The 21,693-nt window shown below is 41.4% G+C and carries 21 protein-coding genes and 10 tRNA genes; 9 read left to right on the top strand and 22 right to left on the bottom strand.

The genetic code is table 11. The features are described 5' to 3' along the window. The first annotated feature begins 96 nt into the window (after window positions 1-96). On the top strand, window positions 97-1,656 hold the full coding sequence (locus NQT69_RS06945; protein WP_256826935.1) for an AbgT family transporter: 1,560 nt from the start codon (window positions 97-99) through the stop codon (window positions 1,654-1,656). Between the two features lie 54 nt (window positions 1,657-1,710). Here the strand turns inward: NQT69_RS06945 and NQT69_RS06940 are convergent, their stop codons facing one another. Then, entirely contained in the window at window positions 1,711-2,358 is a 648-nt protein-coding gene (locus tag NQT69_RS06940; protein WP_256826934.1) for an NAD-dependent epimerase/dehydratase family protein, read from the bottom strand. Window positions 2,359-2,541: 183 nt separating this feature from the next. On the opposite strand from NQT69_RS06940, the gene NQT69_RS06935 reads away from it, so the two are divergent. From NQT69_RS06935 to NQT69_RS06915, 5 genes are all read left to right on the top strand, one after another. After that, on the top strand, window positions 2,542-3,258 hold the full coding sequence (locus NQT69_RS06935) for an enoyl-CoA hydratase/isomerase family protein (RefSeq protein ID WP_256826933.1): 717 nt from the start codon (window positions 2,542-2,544) through the stop codon (window positions 3,256-3,258). 33 nt (window positions 3,259-3,291) lie between these two features. Beyond that, entirely contained in the window at window positions 3,292-4,281 is a 990-nt protein-coding gene (locus NQT69_RS06930; protein WP_256826932.1) for an RDD family protein, read from the top strand. 200 nt (window positions 4,282-4,481) lie between these two features. Next, window positions 4,482-4,718: a DUF6429 family protein gene (locus tag NQT69_RS06925; protein WP_256826931.1), complete on the top strand. Its 237-nt coding sequence runs from the start codon at window positions 4,482-4,484 to the stop codon at window positions 4,716-4,718. 93 nt (window positions 4,719-4,811) lie between these two features. Further along, window positions 4,812-5,063 carry a type II toxin-antitoxin system Phd/YefM family antitoxin gene (locus NQT69_RS06920; RefSeq protein ID WP_256826930.1) on the top strand — a complete coding sequence of 84 codons (252 nt, stop codon included), beginning with the start codon at window positions 4,812-4,814 and terminating at the stop codon, window positions 5,061-5,063. After that, entirely contained in the window at window positions 5,053-5,340 is a 288-nt protein-coding gene (locus NQT69_RS06915) for a type II toxin-antitoxin system RelE family toxin (RefSeq protein WP_256826929.1), read from the top strand. The genes NQT69_RS06920 and NQT69_RS06915 overlap by 11 nt, the downstream gene beginning before the upstream one ends. Window positions 5,341-5,555: 215 nt before the next feature. Here NQT69_RS06915 and lnt read toward each other — a convergent pair whose 3' ends face one another. From lnt to miaB, 5 genes are read right to left on the bottom strand one after another with little or no spacing between them, the layout of a single operon-like run. Further along, window positions 5,556-7,109 carry an apolipoprotein N-acyltransferase gene (gene lnt, locus NQT69_RS06910; protein WP_256826928.1) on the bottom strand — a complete coding sequence of 518 codons (1,554 nt, stop codon included), beginning with the start codon at window positions 7,107-7,109 and terminating at the stop codon, window positions 5,556-5,558. Beyond that, window positions 7,090-7,974, bottom strand: a complete 885-nt coding sequence (corC, locus tag NQT69_RS06905) for a CNNM family magnesium/cobalt transport protein CorC (RefSeq protein WP_256826927.1) — start codon at window positions 7,972-7,974, stop codon at window positions 7,090-7,092. Before corC ends, lnt begins: the two co-directional genes overlap by 20 nt. Window positions 7,975-7,996: 22 nt before the next feature. Continuing rightward, complete coding sequence (gene ybeY / locus NQT69_RS06900) at window positions 7,997-8,455, bottom strand: rRNA maturation RNase YbeY (RefSeq protein WP_256826926.1); 459 nt, start codon at window positions 8,453-8,455, stop codon at window positions 7,997-7,999. Between the two features lie 4 nt (window positions 8,456-8,459). After that, window positions 8,460-9,521, bottom strand: coding sequence for a PhoH family protein (locus NQT69_RS06895; RefSeq protein ID WP_256827425.1), 1,062 nt, complete (start codon window positions 9,519-9,521; stop codon window positions 8,460-8,462). A 51-nt stretch (window positions 9,522-9,572) separates the two neighbouring features. Continuing rightward, a complete protein-coding gene (gene miaB, locus NQT69_RS06890; RefSeq protein ID WP_256826925.1) occupies window positions 9,573-11,018 on the bottom strand; it encodes a tRNA (N6-isopentenyl adenosine(37)-C2)-methylthiotransferase MiaB in 1,446 nt (481 codons plus the stop codon). 270 nt (window positions 11,019-11,288) lie between these two features. Here miaB and NQT69_RS06885 point away from each other — a divergent pair, with 270 nt between their 5' ends. Further along, the gene (locus NQT69_RS06885; RefSeq protein ID WP_256826924.1) at window positions 11,289-12,458 is read left to right on the top strand and encodes an FAD-dependent oxidoreductase; all 1,170 of its coding nucleotides are present in this window, start codon (window positions 11,289-11,291) and stop codon (window positions 12,456-12,458) included. Window positions 12,459-12,590: 132 nt separating this feature from the next. Here NQT69_RS06885 and NQT69_RS06880 read toward each other — a convergent pair. From NQT69_RS06880 to lolB, 16 genes are all read right to left on the bottom strand, one after another. Beyond that, window positions 12,591-12,665: transfer RNA gene (locus tag NQT69_RS06880), tRNA-Gln, on the bottom strand. A gap of 39 nt (window positions 12,666-12,704) precedes the next feature. Beyond that, window positions 12,705-12,789 (bottom strand) — tRNA-Leu (locus tag NQT69_RS06875). 121 nt (window positions 12,790-12,910) lie between these two features. Further along, window positions 12,911-12,985 (bottom strand) — tRNA-Gln (locus tag NQT69_RS06870). A gap of 40 nt (window positions 12,986-13,025) precedes the next feature. Next, window positions 13,026-13,110: transfer RNA gene (locus NQT69_RS06865), tRNA-Leu, on the bottom strand. Between the two features lie 65 nt (window positions 13,111-13,175). After that, window positions 13,176-13,250, bottom strand: a tRNA-Gln gene (locus tag NQT69_RS06860). A gap of 40 nt (window positions 13,251-13,290) precedes the next feature. Next, window positions 13,291-13,375, bottom strand: a tRNA-Leu gene (locus NQT69_RS06855). Window positions 13,376-13,470: 95 nt separating this feature from the next. After that, window positions 13,471-13,547: transfer RNA gene (locus NQT69_RS06850), tRNA-Met, on the bottom strand. Between the two features lie 5 nt (window positions 13,548-13,552). After that, window positions 13,553-13,627 (bottom strand) — tRNA-Gln (locus NQT69_RS06845). 39 nt (window positions 13,628-13,666) lie between these two features. After that, window positions 13,667-13,751: transfer RNA gene (locus NQT69_RS06840), tRNA-Leu, on the bottom strand. A 144-nt stretch (window positions 13,752-13,895) separates the two neighbouring features. Next, window positions 13,896-13,972 (bottom strand) — tRNA-Met (locus NQT69_RS06835). Between the two features lie 278 nt (window positions 13,973-14,250). Beyond that, window positions 14,251-15,342 carry a redox-regulated ATPase YchF gene (gene ychF / locus NQT69_RS06830; protein WP_256826923.1) on the bottom strand — a complete coding sequence of 364 codons (1,092 nt, stop codon included), beginning with the start codon at window positions 15,340-15,342 and terminating at the stop codon, window positions 14,251-14,253. 49 nt (window positions 15,343-15,391) lie between these two features. After that, on the bottom strand, window positions 15,392-15,976 hold the full coding sequence (gene pth, locus NQT69_RS06825; protein ID WP_372822936.1) for an aminoacyl-tRNA hydrolase: 585 nt from the start codon (window positions 15,974-15,976) through the stop codon (window positions 15,392-15,394). Between the two features lie 18 nt (window positions 15,977-15,994). Beyond that, window positions 15,995-16,612, bottom strand: a complete 618-nt coding sequence (locus NQT69_RS06820; RefSeq protein WP_256826922.1) for a 50S ribosomal protein L25/general stress protein Ctc — start codon at window positions 16,610-16,612, stop codon at window positions 15,995-15,997. 151 nt (window positions 16,613-16,763) lie between these two features. Next, window positions 16,764-17,711 carry a ribose-phosphate pyrophosphokinase gene (locus tag NQT69_RS06815; RefSeq protein ID WP_256826921.1) on the bottom strand — a complete coding sequence of 316 codons (948 nt, stop codon included), beginning with the start codon at window positions 17,709-17,711 and terminating at the stop codon, window positions 16,764-16,766. 76 nt (window positions 17,712-17,787) lie between these two features. Further along, a complete protein-coding gene (gene ispE / locus NQT69_RS06810) occupies window positions 17,788-18,669 on the bottom strand; it encodes a 4-(cytidine 5'-diphospho)-2-C-methyl-D-erythritol kinase (RefSeq protein WP_256826920.1) in 882 nt (293 codons plus the stop codon). A 1-nt stretch (window position 18,670) separates the two neighbouring features. Continuing rightward, a complete protein-coding gene (gene lolB, locus NQT69_RS06805) occupies window positions 18,671-19,258 on the bottom strand; it encodes a lipoprotein insertase outer membrane protein LolB (protein WP_256826919.1) in 588 nt (195 codons plus the stop codon). Window positions 19,259-19,341: 83 nt separating this feature from the next. Between lolB and hemA the strand changes: the two genes are divergently transcribed. Both hemA and prfA read left to right on the top strand, forming a co-directional pair. Beyond that, on the top strand, window positions 19,342-20,598 hold the full coding sequence (hemA, locus tag NQT69_RS06800) for a glutamyl-tRNA reductase (RefSeq protein WP_256826918.1): 1,257 nt from the start codon (window positions 19,342-19,344) through the stop codon (window positions 20,596-20,598). A 7-nt stretch (window positions 20,599-20,605) separates the two neighbouring features. Then, complete coding sequence (gene prfA / locus NQT69_RS06795; RefSeq protein WP_256826917.1) at window positions 20,606-21,691, top strand: peptide chain release factor 1; 1,086 nt, start codon at window positions 20,606-20,608, stop codon at window positions 21,689-21,691. The last annotated feature ends 2 nt before the right edge of the window (window positions 21,692-21,693 follow it).

Genomic DNA, 21,693 nt, shown 5'->3' with positions numbered 1-21,693 from the left:
TTGTCCCTGAACTGTGATTTTATTGTTTACTTAAAATTTACCTAACGCGGCATTTACGGTAATGTATGCAGGTTAAAATTCTAGGGAACAAGCGAAATGAATAACAATAATGATGCAACGATGCCGACAGGGCTAGTTGCACGGTTTTTAAACTTTGTCGAAAGGGTTGGAAACAAACTACCTGATCCGGCAATTATATTTTTATTTGCCATGTTACTAATTTGGTTTTTGTCGTGGTGGTTTTCAGGCGTTAACTTTGACGCTATTGACCCCCGTACAGGCGAAGCCATTATAATTAATAACATGTTGGCCAGTGATTCACTTGCCACCTTTTTGTCTTCGATGGTAAAAACCTTTACCGGTTTTGCGCCATTAGGTGTGGTATTAGTTGCTATGTTAGGGGTTGGTGTTGCAGAGCATTCAGGCTTTATCAATACTGGCTTAAAACTTATGCTAAAAGTAACGCCTAAACAGTTACTTACGCCTTCTATTATTTTGGTTGCGATTGTTAGCCATACCGCTACCGATGCCGGTTATGTATTAGTTATTCCATTAGCGGGTGTTATTTTTTATGCGGCTGGTCGTCATCCACTTGCAGGCATTGCTGCGGCATTTGCCGGTGTTAGTGGTGGCTTTGGAGCTAACTTTATTCCATCTGGCATCGACCCGTTATTACAAAGCTTTACCCAAAGTGCGGCGCAAATCATTAATCCGACGATGTCGATTAACCCATTAAATAACTGGGCATTTACCTCGGCTTCTAGCTTATTTATTGTTTTATTAGGCTGGTATATCACTGATAAAATTATTGAGCCTCGATTAAAGAATACTGAACTTGATGGTAATAGTGAGGATCTACCTGTTTTCGAAGATGCTAGAAGCGATGAAAAACGCGCATTTTTTATTGCAAGTGCGGTAATGGTCGCGGGTCTTGCGTTACTCGCGTTTGTATCAGCACCAGCCGATTCTGCCATGCGCAGCGCTGATGGTTCACTCACTAACTTTAGATCACCCTTAATGCAATCAATCGTACCGTTAATTTTCTTATTGTTTTGGATACCAGGTGCGGTCTATGGCTTTACCGTTGGTACTTTTAAAAGCTCTAAAGATATGATCGATGCGATGAGTAAAGCAATGCATGGTATGTCGTATTATATTGTTATGGCATTTTTCTGCTCGTTATTTATTGCTGCATTTAGTAAATCAAATCTAGGAGCGCTTCTAGCTATTGAAGGGGCGCAGCTGTTAAAGGCGATGGAGCTACCTAGCGCCGTAACTGTTGTAGGCATTATCTTTTTAACAGGCTTTGTTAACTTATTTGTAGGCTCAAGTTCTGCTAAGTGGGCATTACTCGGCCCGGTGTTTGTGCCTATGCTCATGCAGTTAGGTATTTCACCTGATTTAACGCAAGCCGCGTATCGTGTAGGTGATTCAAGCTCAAACATTATTACCCCGTTAATGCCTTACTTTCCGCTCGTAGTGGTGTACTGTCAAAAGTATGTTAAAGGCACTGGCATCGGTACACTCATCGCTATGATGCTGCCGTACTCAATTGCCTTTATGATTGGTTGGAGTTTGTTTTTACTGGGCTACTGGGCACTTGGTATCCCGCTTGGTCTTGATGCAAGCTACGTTTACCCAGCTGTGACGCCGTAATACATACCATAACTATTCTGACAGCCTCATCACTTTATTGATGGGGCTTTTTTATTATTGAAATAATTCATCTAGTTTATAATATTTTAGTCCCTGAGCTGGTTGGGCACTGCTATTACACATTTTTATAGCGACTTGTTTGCCAGTTATTGGCCTAAACTTTTTAAGGCCTGGGAGCATACATAATACAGGTAAAAATACGCTGCCAAGATTTTCGCCAAGCCTAAAATCATTATCTCGCTCCCCAAGTAATAAAGAGGGCTGTATAATGCTAATCTGTTTAAAGTTAAGCTGGGTTACCGCTTGGTCAAGCTCACCTTTCATTTTTAAATACGCACTGCGACTGTTAGCATTTGCACCGCTGGACGACACTAATAAATAGTGTTCAACCCCGTTCTTTGCAGCAAGTTGAGCTGCATGAAGTTGGTAGTTAAAGTCTACTTTTCGCTGTGCATCAATTGAGCCCGCGGCTTTTTTGGTTGTACCTAAGCATGAAAATAGAATATCTGCTTTAAAAAGACTTGAGTGTTGCTCTAATTGTGCAAAGTCCACCACATAATTAATGACTTTATTACTGTTATAACTAACAGGGCGACGAGTAAGTGTAATCACTTTATTGATATGGACTGCGCTAATTAACTGCTCAACTAAATGGCTACCTATTAATCCTGTGGCACCAATAACAATTGCTGTTTTATTCATATGTAATTACCACTGCAGTTAAATGATTGAGTGAGCATTGTGATCAATTTTAATCCTTTAGACAAACAATTCGTTAGCTTTAGCCCTAGTAACATAAACATTAACCATGGCATTATTAACAATAAGCGCCTGTAATGTTAAAGGGGCAATCTAATCACACAATAAAAATTAAAAGGTACGACTATGAGTATTATGACATTATCCACGCAGGGGAGCGTGGCAGTTATTACAATGACCAATGGTGAAAACCGCCAGAATCCCGCTTTTGCCTCGACTCTAAAGACGCTATTAAGTGAAGTGCTTGAAAACGAAAATCATAAAGCCTTAGTTATTACCTCAAATGATGAAAAAAGCTGGAGTTTAGGCATAGATACAGATTGGCTCATGCCTGCAATGAAAGCTCAAAAGGCGGATGAAATACGTTGCTTTATGTATGATATGGATGAGGTGTTTAAAACATTATTACTGTTCCCGATGCCAGTTATTGCGGCGATTAATGGCCATGCTTTTGGTAACGGAGCTATTTTATCGTGTGCCTGTGACTTTAGATTTATGCGAGCAGATCGCGGGTTCTTTTGCTTCCCTGAAGTTGATTTATCTATTCCATTTTTACCCGGCATGATAGCTTTTGTAAAAAAAGCGATGCCTTATTACCGCTTTAATGAAATGAAACTAACCGGCCGACGCGTCCCAGGCGCAGAGTTAGCGGTCGATCACATTATCGAAAAGGCTTCAAAAGATAACGATACTTTACTTGCTGATGTGATGGAATTCGCCGCTACATTTGACAAAAAACGGCCTATTTTTGCAGAGCATAAAAAACGATTACACAAAGACATTATTCAAATTATTGATGAACAGAATAAACCGTTTATTGATAATCTTGCGTTAATGGTTTAGCTACTAATAATAGCTCAAGGATATAAGAACTTTATGAAGGCTAAACAAATAGAAGAGTTGAAGTTAACACACTCTGAAACCAAAGAAGTCATTACACCTTATGCATTTAAAATAGATGAAGCATTATTAGGGTTATCGCTGGCATCGCCAACAAGGCGAGCGTCAGCGATGATTATTGATGTTATGTTAATCTTTCTTGCGGCAAAGCTCAGTGCCGCTTTAATTGCATTTGTGGCTACAGTGGCTTTTTATAAAGGCACTGCGCAAAAACACTTACCTAAAATGAACTCATTTTGGCGGCGAGTATTAAAATTAACGGCAGCTACCTTGTTGTTTTTTAGCTCGTTGTATTTATTGTCAGTCGCAATTGATTACTTTGATGGTGACGCTGTGGCTGAAAGTGCGGGTGTTCAGCAAGATATAGTATTAAGCCCAGAAGAAATACAGGTTGCTAAGGCGTATTTAAAACAAACCTCAGGTGAGCAGCTGTGCGATCAAGCGTGTCAAACAGCTAAGTTGGCTAATTTAGTATCTCAAGTACCAAAGCTCGCTGAACTTGATGAGCTCAGCGAAGTTAACGAGATTGAAGATATTAATATGGCGAAAGGGCTGCTGTATTTGCTCATTGAGTCAAGCCAGCAATCACATGATGAACAACTATTAGAGGGAGTTGACGATATAGAGCCACAGTCAAACTCAACAACATCTCATAGTATTTTAAAGTGGGCTATAGGTATCATAGAGGATTTAGGTTTGGGCTTTGGCTGGGCTGCGATTTATTTCACTTTGTTTTCTCTTTTATGGAAAGGGCAAACGCCGGGTAAAAAGGTGTGTAATATTCGTGTAGTCGCTTTGAATGGAGAGGCGTTAGGTTTACTTGATTGCTTTGGTCGTTACGGTGGTTATGGCGCAGGCTTTGCAACTGGTTTATTGGGGTTCTTACAAGTATATTGGGACCCAAACCGTCAAGCCATTCAAGATAAAATATCAGCAACAGTTGTTATAAAAGGGAGTATGAATTAGCCCGCCACTCCAGAAATAATAGAAAAGGCGATTAAGGAATGAATTATAAATTCGAACGGGTAAATATTTTAGTTCTGGTTTGCTCAAACTTCGGCATTTAGCTATAAATTGTAGGTCGCCATTTATGGCAAAAAGCGCTTTTATTGGACAATACAGTGCAACCTTAAGATTTAATAATGCAATCAAATGAGGGGTGGACAATGAATACTGAAACACAAATTGATGAAGATAAAATAGATGACGCTGCATTAGCGCTGATGTATCTAACCTTGCACGATCACTGCCGTGCATGGAAGCAAATTGATTGGGATATTACTAATAGATTGCATGATAAAGGTTTAATAGATAACCCTATTGGTAAAGCTAAATCAGTCGTACTGACCGAAGAAGGCCTAAAACAAGCCGAGCTATTGTTTGAGAAGTTGTTTACGAAGTAGGGTGTACCTAAAATAAAAGGCTGCAAAAATAGCTAGCTATAAAACTAAAAAAGGTCTAAATTTAGCTCATATTTATGGTCATTTTGGTGAGTTATGAGACAAATATTAGCAGACTGTTCAGCAAGTATTTCAGAATTAAAGAAAAACCCAACAGCGTTATTAAATGAAGCTGATGGTTCAGCGATAGCTATTTTAAATCACAATAAACCAGCAGCTTATTTAGTACCTGCGCAAACGTATGAGTTTCTAATGGAACTTATCGACGATATTGAATTAGCAAAAATTATCGAAAGTCGCAGAGCAGACTTATCAGAGGCTGTTGAAGTTAATATTGATGACTTATAAGCTCAAATTTTTACCCGTAGCACTAAAAGAGTGGAACAAACTTGCTCCACCGATAAAAAGTCAGTTTAAAAAGAAACTCATAGAGCGACTAGAAAATCCTCATGTACCAGCATCGAAATTAAGAGGTTTTGATAGCGTATATAAAATAAAATTGCGCACAGCAGGCTACAGGCTCGCCTATGAAGTGATTGATGATGAAGTTGTAGTATATGTACTCGCTATCGGCAAACGAGATAAAGATGCAGTGCATAAAAAACTGATGAAACGAAGTAAATAACATCTATTGTTATAAAACTACATGTTTTAGTCTAACTAAGGTTTTCAAGCTAATAAATGAAATATGAGCTTAAAAAATCACGTATAGTATTAATGATCTGCGCAAAATAAATCTTTTTAAGTTGTTGGGTTTCGTTGCACTCAATCCAACCTACGAATAAACTGGCTTACGGCTTACGGCTTACGGCTTACGGCTTACGGCTTACGGCTTACGGCTTACGGCTTACGGCTTACCGCTATCCCTATAACCCCCATCAACACCACTACAATCCAAACCGGCCAGTTACCATATTGGCTGTAAATACTATTCCCTTGAATGAGTTTAACATCGACTTTAAGTACGTCGGCTTCAAACTGTGGCATGCTGACTTGAACTTGACTGATTGGGTCGTAAACCCCGCTAATGCCGTTGTTTGTGACTCGAATAAGCGGGCGTTGTAATTCAAGGGCACGCATACGGGCGATTTGCATATGCTGGTGCGGACCGTGGGAGGCGCCAAACCAGGCATCATTACTTACTGTGAATAAAATATCAGACTCACTATGGTAATTGCCACGTACAAGGTTGGCAAAGGCAATTTCGTAGCAGATAGCAGGGAGAATATTTAAGCCGTTGGCGCGTAAATTGTTTTGTACTTCATCCCCACGTGTGAATGATGACATGGGTAAATCAAACAAAGGCGCGATAGGGCGCAGAATATCTTCAAACGGTACAAACTCACCAATAGGCAGTAGCTGGTGTTTTTGATAACGGTTTTTACCTAGGTATTGATAATGGCCGTGCTTGTCGTCACGTTCTTTATTACCCAGTACTATGAGGGTATTGAAGATAGTTTTAGTATCAAGCTGGTAGTCGACAATACCCGTAATAAGGGCGGTTTCATTAAATGAGGCCGCGCTATCAAGACCGACTAAAAAACTGTCAGCAAGGGCCTCTATTTCAGGCACAGCGGCTTCTGGCCAAACGACTAAGTCAGCATTCCAGTGAGGGCGCGTCATGTCTTGGTACTTACTCATGGTGGTCCAAAACTCACTGGGCTCAAACCGCAAATGTTGTTTAATATTACCCTGAACGAGTAATGTACTGATGGTTTTATCGTTATAGTGAGGGTTTTGACTTAAGTTGCCAACTAGTGAAATGAGTGCGATTAAGCCTGCTGTGGCTAACGCGCCCTTAATACTGCGATTGAACAGGAGTTGGTAAAGTGAAAATGCAATGGTAATACAGAGTAATGTTAAGCCAAATTCGCCGACTGTGGGGGCCAAATAATTTAATGGGCTATCAGTTTGTGTGTAACCAAAGCTTAGCCATGGAAAACCGGTTAACACCACCCCACGTAAATACTCAGTAACAGCAAAACCGCTAATAAGTAATAAGCCATAGCTATGTGAACCGCTAGCAAAGCGTGTGGCAAACATAAAGGCAAGGGCAGGGTAGATAGCTAGATAGGCACATAGCAGCACCATAAGGAGCACTGAGGCTGCCAGTGGCATGCCACCAAATGTGGCAATAGACACATGTACCCAGCTTATACCTGCTCCAAACCAGCCTAGACCAAAAATAAAACCATATTTGGCGGCTTGTTTACTGGGTTGTTTACCGTATTGCAGGTTATGTGTGGTGTAAATTGCCAATAGCAGGCAAACAAAGGTCAGGGGCCAAATCCCAAAAGGAGCATAGCTTAAAGTTAAAAGAAGGCCCGCAACGAGTGCGAGCCATGCTTTTGTATCTTTTGCTAAGTTTAGGCAGTTAGTCAGTATTGTCTTCACTGTCGCTATCATCAGCCTTAGGTACGGTAACCTGTAGTTGCAATAAGCGACGGCTATCTGCATTGGTTACTTTAAATTGTAGGCCATCAATTTCGATGGTTTCCCCGCGTCCTGGCATATGGCCAAACGCGTGCAACACAGTGCCACCGATAGTGTCGGCTTCTTGTGTGCTGTAGCCTGTTTTAAACTTTTCGTTAAAGTCATCAACAGGTGTTAGCGCTTGCACTACATAAACATGTTTGGCAAGTTGACGAATATCTTGTTGCTCTTCTTCTTCGTCATGCTCGTCTTCAATTTCACCTACGATGATTTCTAAGATATCTTCGATAGTGACTAAACCAGATACACCACCATACTCATCAATAACAATAGCCATGTGGTAGCGTTGTTGACGAAATTCATTCAGTAATGTGTCTACGCGTTTACTCTCAGGCACCACAACAGCTGGGCGTAAGTAGTCACGTAAAGACGGTAATTGATCGTCTTTGTTTAATATTAACGGCAGTAAATCTTTTGCTAATAAAATACCTTCTACATGGTCTTTGTCTTCGCAAACCACAGGAAAACGTGAATGCGTTGAATCAACCATCATAGGTATTAATTGTTCTAGCTGTGCATCAACCTCTAAGGTGATCATTTGTGAGCGCGGGATCATGATGTCTCGCACTTTAAGCTCAGATACACCAAGCACACCTTCAATCATCTCTTTGGTTTCAGGATCAATGACATCCCGTTCTTGCGCATCGGCAATTACTTCAACCAGCTCTTCTCTATTCTGGGGTTCCCCTTGCAACATTTGGGTAATTCTACCCAACCAGGTCTTGCTAGAAGAACCCTGGCTAGTCTGCGAGTTATCGTCGCTCATTGCGTCTATTTGCTCCGTTAAATTAAATATCGTCCCGATATGGGTCTGCTATGCCTAGATCGGCAAGTAATTGCTTTTCTATGCTTTCCATCTCGTTCGCATCTTCGTCCTTTATATGGTCAAACCCAAGTAAATGCAAGCATCCGTGGATCACCATATGGGCAAAGTGGTCATGAAAGGTCTTTTCTTGCTCATTTGCTTCAGCTAAAACAATGGCTGGACAAATGATTAAATCGCCAACTAGTGGGAGCTCTATCCCTGGTGGTGCCTCAAATTCGAATGACAACACATTAGTTGGTTTATTTTTACCACGGTAATCATTATTAAGTTGCTGGCTTTGCTCTTCGTCTGCAATCACAATCGTTAATTCAGATTCATCGCGATACTGACTGAGCACTTTGTTAGCCCATAACGCAAATTGTTCAAGGCTAGGTAAGTTGTCAAACTCACAGGCAATTTGTAAATCAAGTTCTGTTGTCACAGTATTACTCTTTAGTCTCAGTGTCAGATTGCTCGGCATTGGCGAGTAAATCTTTTGCACGTTGTTTTTCGGCACGTTTAGTACGCTCAGCTTCGTCATTACGCTCATAGGCTTCAACAATACGTGCTACAACGGGGTGGCGTACCACATCGTGTGACTGGAAAAAGTTAAAGCTGACTTCATCCACATCACTCAATACATTAATTGCGTGGCGAAGGCCTGAGCGGGCACCGCGTGGTAGATCAACTTGGGTAATATCACCCGTTATTACTGCTTTAGAATTAAAACCGATACGGGTTAAGAACATTTTCATTTGCTCGACGGTGGTATTTTGGCTTTCATCTAAAATAATAAAGGCGTCGTTTAAGGTTCGTCCACGCATAAAAGCAAGTGGAGCAACTTCTATCACGTTCTGCTCAAGCAGTTTTTCAACCTTTTCAAAGCCTAGCATTTCAAATAGCGCGTCATATAATGGTCGCAAGTATGGGTCGATTTTTTGGCTTAAATCACCAGGTAAAAAACCTAACCGTTCACCGGCTTCAACAGCGGGGCGAGTAAGCAATATTCGGCGTATTTCTTGACGTTCTAATGCATCAACTGCCGCTGCCACAGCAAGGTATGTTTTGCCAGTTCCAGCGGGACCGATACCAAAGGTAATATCGTGACGAAAAATATTCGATACGTAATGGCCCTGGTTATCGTTGCGTGGTTTAATCACGCCTCGGCGCGTTTTAATCACTACTTCTTTGCCGTATTCGCTTAGCTCATCTTGTTCAAGCGCGGTTGATTCAGTAATGGCTAGATGCACTGTGTTCGGTTCAATATCGTTAACCACACCACGTACAGGCTGGGTTTCAACATACAAGTCTTTGACGATTTCCATCGCAGCAAAGGCACTTGTTGTTTTACCGGTAATTTTAAAGTAGTTGTCACGATGAGTTATTTCTACACCCAAACGGCGTTCAATTTGTTTGATATTTTCATCAAACGGGCCGCATAAAGAAGATAGGCGCTTATTGTCGGAGGGTTCTAAATAAATCTCTAATTTTTTTAACTGATTACTCAAAATGGCTTCCTGTTGTGGTGTGCCAGCTATTGCTGGCACAATCATTATCGCCTACGGAACGAATGTCGCAACACCAATTTCGTTCGGTGCGGCTTGTGGTTCAGGTTGTGCTGCTTTACTTAAAATATCAGCAGGGGCAACGTCACGGCGCAAGTTCATTTCTGATTCTGTACGAATTAAGTCACCACGTAAAGAGTTTGGTAGTGCTTCAGTAATACGTACATCAACAAACTGACCGATCACATTATGAGGTCCTACGAAATTTACCACGCGGTTGTTCTCTGTACGACCACGTAATTCCATCGGGTTTTTCTTTGATGGACCTTCAACGAGTATGCGTTGTTCGGTATTAAACATTTGGCGGCTGATTTGCTGGGCCATCTGAGTAATGCGGTTCTGTAGTAGGTATAAGCGTTCTTTTTTCTCTTGCTCAGATACATCATCAGGCAAATCCGCAGCTGGAGTACCTGGACGTGCACTGTAGATAAAGCTAAAGCTCATATCAAAACCGATGTCGTTAATAAGGTTCATGGTGGCTTCAAAGTCCATCTTGCTTTCACCCGGAAAGCCAATAATGAAGTCAGACGACATGCTTAAATTAGGGCGGATTTTACGCAGCTTACGAATTGTTGATTTGTATTCTAGGGCAGTATGGCCGCGTTTCATTAAATTAAGAATACGGTCAGAACCACTTTGCACTGGTAGGTGTAAGTGATCAACAAGCTCAGGTACATCTGCGTAGGCGTCAATAATATCAGGCGTAAATTCTACTGGGTGCGATGTGGTATAACGAATACGGTCGATACCATCAATTGCTGCTACATAACGAATTAAATCTGAGAAGTAACAAATTTCGCCATCGTAAGTTTCACCACGATAAGCATTCACGTTCTGACCAAGCAGGTTAACTTCACGCACGCCTTGCTCTGCAAGTTGAGCAACTTCAAGCAATACGTCATCAAGTGGGCGGCTTACTTCTTCACCGCGGGTATATGGGACCACGCAGAAAGTACAGTATTTTGAGCAACCTTCCATAATAGATACAAATGCGCTTGGGCCTTCAGCTTTTGGTTCAGGCAAACGGTCGAACTTTTCAATCTCTGGGAATGAAATATCAACCACTGAACTGCCTTTATTGCCTTGCACTTGTTTAATCATTTCAGGCAAACGGTGTAAAGTTTGTGGGCCAAAAATCACATCAACAAAAGGGGCGCGTTGGCGAATAGAATCACCTTCTTGCGAAGCAACACAGCCACCTACACCAATAATTAAGTCTGGCTTGTCATCTTTTAATAACTTCCAACGACCCAGTTGATGAAACACCTTTTCTTGTGCTTTTTCACGAATTGAACACGTATTGAGTAGAATGACATCTGCTTCACCGGCTTCTTCAGTTAACTGATAGCCGTTGGTTGCATCGAGGAGATCCGCCATTTTCTGAGAGTCGTACTCATTCATCTGACAACCCCAAGTTTTAATATGCAGCTTTTTACTCATTGAAATATAGCCTCGTTTTCAATTCGGTAGTGGCACTAAAATGTGCTAGAAACAGGATTAAGTGGCATGAGCATTTAAATGCCCGCTAACTTAAAGGACGCGTATTTTATCTGGATACCCGCTCAGATCCAAGTATAGATTTGATCTTTGTGGTTTGAAATCAAACAAACCTTGCATTAAGGGGCCAGAGCAGCAAAGCAACTCGCATTTTTTCAGCCAAGTACGTTACAATCAATCTCATAGTAATTGACCTTAGTTGTGATAAAAAATATGCAAAAAAACAAAGTTATCGTCGTGGGTGGTGGAATGGTCGGCGCTGCAATGGCTGTAAAATTAGCGAAGCAAGGTTGTGATGTACGTGTGATAGAGCAACGACCTATCAATGCTGAGCAAGTACTGCAAAGCGAAACTATCGATATACGCGTATCGGCTATCAATCGTTTTTCTGAGAAACTACTCGATGAGCTAGGTGCTATGGCACTTTTAAGACAATCTCGCTTAGCGCCATACCAGCAATTAGAAGCGTTTGAACGTCTTGACGATAATTTGTTGTTCGATTGCAGCGACATTAACACATCGCACTTAGGTCATTTAATCGAGAACAAATTAATTCAAGCCAGTTTATGGCATCAGTTTGAGCAATACGGTATTGAGGTAATTGATATTAAATCGCCGATTTGTGCAATTGAACAAACGGCGCAAGATATTAGCCTAATTTATGGTGAGCAGCGCTACAGTGCTGATTTAGTTATTGCAGCAGATGGTGGTCAGTCGCAATTGCGCGCAAAAGCAAATATTGGGGTAACTGGTTGGCAATACCAACAACACTGTATGGGCGTTTTAATTAAATTGGATGCCCCGCAGCAAATTAAAACATGGCAACAGTTTAAACCTAGCGGCCCAGTTGCATTTTTACCTATGCAGGCACCTTACGCTAATTTAATTTGGTACGACGACGCAGCGAAGTTACAAAATTTAAATAAATTAACCAAAGAGCAATTAAAACAACAAATAATTGAAAATTTTGCGCCGCTAGCAGGTGATTTTGAAATTGATAATCAAGCGGTCTTCCCACTTGCTCGCCAACACGCTAATAAATATTCAACAGGGCGTTTAGTGTTAGTTGGAGATGCAGCACATACGATAAACCCTTTAGCTGGGCAGGGGGTTAATTTAGGCTTTCAAGATGTGGCGGCCCTTGCTGATATTTTAGCTACGGCAGATGATATTGGTGCTGTAAGACACCTTAAACGCTACGAGCAAACCCGTCGCAAAGCAAACTTGTTGATGATGAGTATGATGGATGCGTGTTATTTTGGTTTTTCGAATCAACTTACACCGTTGCAATGGGCGCGTAATCGCTTTTTGAAATTAGCGAATAATACTGGCTCGGTAAAAAACTGGGTTTTGAAATACGCGATTAGTGGTGAAATAAAATAATAGTTTTACGCCAGAGTGGGTGAAAACTCACTCAAACAATTTTTGATTAAAGATTAAAGATTAAAGATTAAAGATTAAAGATTAAAGATTAAAGATTAAAGATTAAAGATTAAAGAGAGAGGGTTAATAAATTGGCTGGGATACCAGGATTTGAACCTGGGAATGCCAGGATCAAAACCTGGTGCCTTACCGCTTGGCGATATCCCAACTCTAAATTTGGATGAGTTTTAGTTCTAATTAAGAACATGGTGCGGAAGGAGAGACTTGAACTCTCACAACCGAAGTTACTGGAACCTAAATCCAGCGCGTCTACCAATTCCGCCACTCCCGCAGTTCTTAGAATGCAGTTAATCGTTTTGGAACCAAAATACAGCGTCTAATTTAAGACAACCGCCAATTCCGCCACTCCACAGTTCTATATTCTTAAACAACATTTCTTTGGTAGAAGAAGTTGGCTGGGATACCAGGATTTGAACCTGGGAATGCCAGGATCAAAACCTGGTGCCTTACCGCTTGGCGATATCCCAACTAAGAATTATTTGATAGTTTTAGTTCTTATCAAGAACATGGTGCGGAAGGAGAGACTTGAACTCTCACAACCGAAGTTACTGGAACCTAAATCCAGCGCGTCTACCAATTCCGCCACTCCCGCATATAAGCTTATATTTAAACTCTTAACAGAGATTTCTTAAACAACATTTCTTTGGTAGAAGAAGTTGGCTGGGATACCAGGATTTGAACCTGGGAATGCCAGGATCAAAACCTGGTGCCTTACCGCTTGGCGATATCCCAACTAAGAATTAATTGATAGTTTTAGTTCTTATCAAGAACATGGTGCGGAAGGAGAGACTTGAACTCTCACAACCGAAGTTACTGGAACCTAAATCCAGCGCGTCTACCAATTCCGCCACTCCCGCATTATCACTTTGAATTAATCAAAGAAATGGTAGTTATTTTAAACTCTTCATTGAGTGCAATTTTACTCTTGCAGAGCCACTTCTAAAAGAAGAAATGGTGGCTAAGACGGGATTTGAACCTGTGACCCCATCATTATGAGTGATGTGCTCTAACCAGCTGAGCTACTTAGCCATTGTTGGCTGGGATACCAGGATTTGAACCTGGGAATGCCAGGATCAAAACCTGGTGCCTTACCGCTTGGCGATATCCCAACAGAAAACAATTGATAGTTTTAATTCTTATCAAGAACATGGTGCGGAAGGAGAGACTTGAACTCTCACAACCGAAGTTACTGGAACCTAAATCCAGCGCGTCTACCAATTCCGCCACTCCCGCATCGAGCATATACAGGCAATAATGTTTTGAAACCTAAATCCAGCGTCTAATTCAAGGCAACTGCCAATTCCGCCACTCCCGCATACTTTGTGTAATTAAACACTTGGTAGTTATTTTAAACTCTTCATTGAGTACAAAAAAGAATGGTGGCTAAGACGGGATTTGAACCTGTGACCCCATCATTATGAGTGATGTGCTCTAACCAACTGAGCTACTTAGCCATCTTTTTTGTTAACACTTCATTGCTGAGTGCGGGGCGTATTATGCTGATATGACCTAAATCCGTCAACACCTTTTTTGCAAAAAAACACTTATCAGGGTTTGTTTGCAGGAAAATTAAGCTAAGCGGCTATTTTTTATTAAAAACGGTGTTTTTTTAACTGCTTTAATATCTTTTAACTTAAAGCTGTGTGTTATGAACCAGTATACAGATACAAAAAAGGCTCGTATTTACGAGTCTTTAAAGTTATTGCTAAACAAGAGTTAGCAATAATGATGTCTATACGTTGAACAAGAAGTTCATAACATCGCCATCTTTAACGATATATTCTTTACCTTCTTGACGCATTTTACCTGCTTCTTTTGCGCCACTTTCACCTTGATAAGTGATGTAATCATCATAAGCAATGGTTTGCGCGCGGATAAAGCCACGTTCAAAGTCGGTATGAATTTTACCTGCTGCTTGTGGTGCCGTTGCGCCAACAGGAATTGTCCATGCACGTACTTCTTTTACACCAGCGGTAAAGTAAGTTTGTAAATGGAGTAGTTCATAGCCGCCGCGAATAACAAGGTTAAGGCCTGGCTCTTCTAAACCAAGATCAGCCATAAATTCAAGCTTGTCTTCTTCTTCAAGCTCAGACAATTCAGATTCAATCGCCGCACATACTGGAACAACCACGGCATCTTCTGCAGCCGCTATCTCACGAACGCGGTCAAGGAGCGGGTTATTTTCAAAACCATCTTCAGCAACGTTAGCAATATACATAGTTGGTTTGATAGTTAAAAAGTTGATAGAAGCAATGGCTGCTTTTTCTTCTTTAGTTAGCTCTAAAGAACGTAAAGTTAGCCCTTCATCAAGGTGTACCTTTACTTTTTCAAGTGCTGCATTTTGCTCTTTCGCGTCTTTATCACCGCCTTTTGCTTTTTTAGCGTTACGGAAAAGCGCCTTCTCAGCACTGTCCATATCAGCAAGTACAAGCTCAGTGTTAATAACGTCAATATCGTCTGCAGGGTCGATAGTGCCGGCTACGTGAATGACGTTTTCGTCTTCAAAACAGCGAACTACGTGGCCTATCGCATCTGTTTCACGAATATTGGCTAAAAATTGGTTACCAAGCCCTTCACCTTTCGATGCGCCTTTTACTAAGCCTGCGATATCAACGAATTCCATGCTTGTAGGCAAGATGCGTTGTGGGTTAACGATCTTTGCTAGTTCGTCTAAGCGAGCGTCAGGAACCGGAACCACACCTGTGTTTGGTTCGATGGTACAAAAAGGGAAGTTAGCGGCTTCAATGCCCGCCTTAGTTAATGCATTAAATAGTGTCGATTTACCAACATTAGGTAAACCAACGATACCACATTTAAAACCCATAGTAAGATACCTTGTTTAGATCCGTTCAACCAATTTAATAACAATGTTACTAGGGTTTAAACGAATGAAGTCTGTTTTGTGCTTTTAACACACCGTCTTTTGCAAGTATTTCCATACAACGAACTGCTTCATCAACAGCGGCATCCATTTTCTCTTGGTCTTCTTTGGCTGCTTTTCCAAGCACCCAACCTGTGACCATTTCGCGGTGTCCAGGATGACCGATACCGACGCGTAAACGCATAAAGTCTTTTTGATTTGCCATTTTTGCCATAATGTCTTTTAGGCCATTATGACCACCGTGTCCACCCCCTTTTTTTAATTTGGCGACACCGGGATCTAAATCCATTTCATCATGTGCAACTAAGATGTTTTCAATCGGGATTTTGAAAAAATTGGCTAAACTACTGACCGCTTTACCACTTAAATTCATATAGGTGGTGGGGATCAATAATTTGAATTCTTGGCCTTGAATGATCACTTTGCCTGTTAGGCCGTGATATTTAGGATCGTGTTTAAGCGTACAGTTGTAGCGTGCTGCGAGTTGCTCGATGAACCAAGCACCTGCGTTGTGGCGTGTGTTTGCGTATTCGGGGCCTGGATTAGCCAGGCCCACAAGCATTTGAATAGAATTCAAGGTGCAAGACCTTAAATATTATTCAGCAGCGTCTGAAGCTTCTTCGTCTTCAGCTGGAGCTGCTTTGTTAGCTTTAACAGTAACTACTGACTGATCATGGCCTTCACCTTTAGCAAGTTCAACTGATTGAACGCCAGAAGGAAGTTTAAGGTCAGAAAGGTGGATTGAATCACCAGCTACTAAATCAGAAACGTTAACTTCAACGAATTCTGGAAGTGCTTTTGGAAGACATGTGATTTCAACTTCAGTTAACTGGTGAACAACAGTTGCACCAAGTTTAGTTACTATATCTTCGCCGATGAAGTGAAGAGGAACTTTAGTATGAAGTTTATGAGTAGCGTCAACACGTTGGAAATCAAGGTGAGTAAGCTTTGGCTTGAATGGGTGACGTTGGATATCTTTTAAGATAGCTTCAACAGACTCGCCGCCAATGTTAAGCGTCAGAATGTGAGTGTAAAAACCTTCGCTTTCTTGTGCTTTGATCATATCTTTATGAGCAAGAGTAAGCGCTACTGCTTCTTTATCTGCACCGTAAAGGATTGCAGGTACTTTGTCTTCGCGACGTAGGCGGCGGCTCGCACCAGTACCAGTTTCTACGCGAAGTTCAGCGTCATAAGTGTAAGTTGTATCAGACATAATGTCTCCAATAATTTAAAAGTGTTAGGGCCTTTGCGACCAAGGTCCCTAGCCAAAAGGCGCGCTATCATAACACCACCCATTAGTAAAAGAAACACAGGGTAAAAAAAAAGCGCCAAATAGGCGCTTTAATCACTGTAAAATAGTGTTCTTAATGTTCAAACATCGCTGAAATAGACTCTTCGTTGCTAATGCGACGAATTGTTTCAGCAAGCATATCTGCTAATGTCAGTACTTTAATTTTATCAATCGCTTTTAACTCATCAGACAGAGGAATTGAATCAGTAACAATGACTTCATCAATAACAGAGTTACGAATGTTTTCTGCTGCAGTGCCAGATAAAACAGGGTGCGTTGCATAGGCAAAAACACGCTTAGCGCCATGCTCTTTTAATGCTTCAGCGGCTTTGCATAAAGTACCACCGGTGTCGATCATATCATCAACAATGATACAGTCACGGCCTTCAACATCACCAATAATGTGCATTACTTGAGAAACATTTGCTTGTGGGCGACGCTTATCAATAATAGCAAGATCAGTATCGTTGAGTAGTTTAGCAATAGCACGGGCACGTACTACACCACCGATATCAGGAGATACAACAACAACATCATCAAATTGACGTTCTTTCATATCTTCTAATAATACTGGGCTGCCGAATACGTTATCAACTGGCACATCAAAGAAGCCTTGGATTTGCTCCGCGTGTAAATCAACCGTAAGAACACGGTCAACACCTACACTTGATAGGAAATCGGCAACAACTTTAGCGGTGATTGGCACACGAGCAGAACGTACACGACGGTCTTGACGAGAATAACCAAAATAAGGAATAACGGCTGTAATACGACCTGCAGACGCACGACGTAATGCATCAACCATAACGATTAACTCCATTAAGTTATCGTTAGTTGGGGCACAGGTTGATTGCACAATAAAAACATCCGAGCCACGAACGTTTTCATTAATTTGAACACTGATCTCACCGTCGCTAAAACGGCCAACAACAGCATCGCCTACTTCAATATATAAACGTTTTGCAACTTTTTGAGCTAACTCAGGTGTTGCGTTACCAGCGAAGAGCTTCATGTCAGGCACGGTAGGGTTCCTCAGGCACTGAATTTTTGGACTAACAAATGAGGCAGTTGCGTCATTTGTTAACTTAAATTGTATTTTACTTGTACGTTACTTGATTGCTTAAATGAATTGCGTTCAACTGCGTATGGGCAGGAGAGGTATTAACGCTACTGGCAATAAAACCGTCCCAATTATGGGGGAGGTTTTTCAGAACATGTTGAGCCTCAGCTTGTGTTGCAAACTCAACAAAACAACATGAACCTGTGCCAGTCATCTTAGACGGAGCGTATTTTAGCAACCACTGGAGGGTTTTTTCAACCTCAGGGCAGAGCTTTTTAACTAATGGCTCGCAGTCGTTACGTAAAACTTGCTGTTGCCAATCCCCTTTCAGCTTAGGTGTATTGCGTATCAAATCAGGGTGAGTAAAAATTTTTGCGGTACTAACATGCTCACTTGGGTGAACCACGCAATACCATTTTTGTTCAAGCTCAACATCGACTAACTTCTCACCAATCCCTTGCGCTAGGGCACTTCGACCATTTATAAAAACCGGAACATCTGCGCCAAGTGTGACACCAAGCTGTGCTAATTCAGCAATAGAAAGCTGACATTGCCACAAAGTATTGAGTGCTAAAAGGGTCGTTGCAGCATCAGAAGAACCACCGCCAACACCGCCTCCCATTGGCAAAGTTTTGGTTAAATTTATTTTTGCACCTAAAGGGGTTTTTGTGTGTTTTTGCAATAAAACAGCTGCTTTGTAGATCAAATTCTCTGCTAAAGGGATGTTCTGTGTATCACCGGTTACTTCAATTGAGGGAGAATTCAATAAAATAAAATCTAACTGATCACCATAATTTAAAAATGTGAACAGGGTTTCAAGCTCATGATAGCCGTCATCACGACGGCCATTTATATGTAAAAACAAGTTAAGCTTAGCTGGAGCGAGTAATGAAAACTGGGTCAAAGTGCTATCAGTCATATTAATTGAAGTACCATTGGTAAAGTTGAATTTTTATTTTGATATTCTGATGTTTTAGAGTGAGTGATTTTGGTAACCAAAAGCCCGCGTATTGGTGGTAATTAGCGTAGCTAATATGCCATTGTTGGCCATTAATTGATTGCCATACTACGCTTTTGGCGCGACCTAGTTCATCTACTTGTAGCGACTCATTCGTGACCGTGCCTTTAAGCCAATCATCGGCACTATCAAGCGGAATAGTAAACCCTGTTAAACGAGTTAATAAGCGAGCCGCATTCGTATCGTGATAGGTATCACCGTCATACTCAAGCTCTGCGCCTTGAACATCTTGCTTAAGTGCTAATATGCGAGTGCCAATAAAAGTAGTGAGTATCAGTTCATTAAAGTCATCTTGTTGTTGCCAATTTAAATTAGCTGATTGACGTTCATCGGGGCTAATAAATGCCAGCTTCCCTTCAACCTGCCAAGTGTTTTGGCTTGCTAGTTTTGCTTTCCAGTCGCTATAAAGGCTTGTTTGTGGGTTAATTCGTTGCGCACAACCACTTAAAAATAAAAAAAATGTGAGTAAAATCAAATATAGTCGAATCAAATGTCGTTCCTTACTTTCCATATTCCGCTGATTTTTGATAAAATTACTGCCTTTCGAGCATGGCTTAGCAATATTTGGCACATATGACCATAGTAGCACTTGGTATTAATCATAAAACCGCATCTGTAGAACTGCGTGAAAAAGTCGCCTTTTCACCAGAACAATTATCAGAAGCTTTACAGCAATTGAGTGATCATGATCAGTTTAATGAAGCGGTTATAGTATCAACCTGTAACCGCACAGAAATCTATTGTAGCCTTGCTCAGCAAAATTCCCAAATACTGTTGCAATGGTTAGCTAGTTTCCACGGTTTAGATGAACAAGAACTGAGCAAAAATGTTTATTGCCATCAAGATAATGAGGCCATAAACCATTTAATGCGGGTCTCTTGCGGGTTAGATTCGCTTGTCTTAGGTGAGCCACAAATACTTGGCCAAATTAAACAGGCTTATAATAGTGCAAAAAACCACAACTCAGTGGATGTGGTATTTGACCGTTTATTTCAAAAAACGTTTTCAGTGGCAAAACAAGTACGCACTGAAACTGACATTGGCGCAAGTGCGGTCTCTGTTGCTTATGCTGCGGTTAATTTAGCAAAGCATATATACGGAAAGCTTGATAAAACCAAAGTGCTGCTTATAGGTGCAGGTGAAACTATTGAGTTGGTTGCTAAACATTTATATCAAAATGAACCGCAACAAATCACCGTGGCTAATCGTACCATAGAGCGTGCACGCTCTTTAGCGCAAGACGTATCAGCTGATGTAATTGCCTTAGCCCAGTTACCTGAGCGTTTACACCAAGCCGACATTGTGATTAGTTCCACCGCAAGTACTTTGCCTATCATTGGTAAAGGTGTAGTGGAGCAAGCGCTCAAACAGCGTCGTAATAAACCAATGTTATTTATAGATATTGCGGTGCCGCGGGATATTGAAAGCCAAGTCGGGGAGCTTGATGCTGCGTATTTGTATTCCGTTGATGACTTACAAGCCATTGTGAGCGAGAATATCGCCTCACGAGAGCAAGCAGCAGAAGAAGCACAAAAGATTATTAGCCATCGCAGTGCTGAATTTGCGATGTGGATGCGCTCACTTGACTCTGTGGATTTAATTCGCAGTTATCGTCAAGATGTACACGATATTAAGTCTGAGCTGGTTGATAAGGCTATTAGCCAATTAACAACCGGAAAAGACGCAGAAAAAGTAATATTAGAGCTGGCCAACAAATTAACCAACCGTTTAATGCACGCGCCTACCCGTGCAATTCAAGATGCGGCGAAAAAAGGTGAAGTTGATCAGTTAAGCCAATTAAAGAAAATGTTAGGTATTGATCAGGAATAGCAGTTACATGAAAGAGTCCGTTTATCGTAAATTAGAAACCTTAGTTGAGCGTTATGAAGAAGTGCAAGCGCTGCTAAGTGACCCCTCTGTTATCAGCGACCAAAATCGCTTTCGTGCTCTTTCAAAAGAATATTCAGAGCTTGAAGAAATTGTAAAAGCATTTTTATCGTACCAACAGTCACAAGACGATGTTGCAACCGCTGAAGAAATGCTAAAAGATTCAGACCCTGACATGCGTGAAATGGCGCAAGAAGAATATAAAGAAGCAAAATCGCAAATTCAAATTATTGAAGATCAAATTCAAGTACTGATGCTACCAAAGGACCCGCGTGATAATAACAATGTGTTCCTTGAAGTGCGTGCTGGCACGGGTGGTGATGAAGCCGCAATTTTTGCCGGTGATTTATTCCGTATGTACACTCGCTACGCTGAAACTAAAAAGTGGAAAGTAGAAGTGGTTAGCACCAACGAAGGTGAGCACGGTGGCTTTAAAGAAGTCATTGCTAATATCAGTGGGGAAGGTGTTTACGGCCAACTTAAATTTGAATCTGGCGCGCACCGTGTACAACGTGTACCAGAGACTGAATCTCAAGGACGTGTCCATACTTCAGCCTGTACGGTTGCTGTCATGGCTGAAATACCGGAAGCGGAAGCCATTGAAATAAACACCGCAGATATCAAGGTTGATACCTTTCGTGCATCGGGTGCCGGTGGTCAGCACGTTAATAAAACCGACTCAGCAATACGTATTACACACATTCCTACGGGCGTTGTGGTTGAGTGTCAGGATGAGCGTTCACAGCATAAAAACCGTGCCAAAGCTATGTCAGTACTTGCTGCACGCCTACAACAAGCTGAAGATGAAAAACGCCATGCGGCAGAGGCCTCTGAACGTCGTAACTTAGTGGGAAGTGGCGACCGCTCTGAGCGTATTCGTACTTATAACTACCCGCAAGGGCGTATCACAGATCACCGCATTAACTTAACACTGTATCGTTTGAACGAAGTAGTTGCAGGTGATTTAGGGTGTGTAATTGAGCCGCTGATGCAAGAACACCAAGCTGATTTATTAGCTGCTATGGGTGATGAATAACG

The sequence above is a fragment of the Pseudoalteromonas shioyasakiensis genome (assembly GCF_024518675.1).
GTDB classification, from domain to species: Bacteria; Pseudomonadota; Gammaproteobacteria; order Enterobacterales; family Alteromonadaceae; genus Pseudoalteromonas; species Pseudoalteromonas shioyasakiensis_B.
This window is presented reverse-complemented; position numbering and strand designations above follow the sequence as displayed.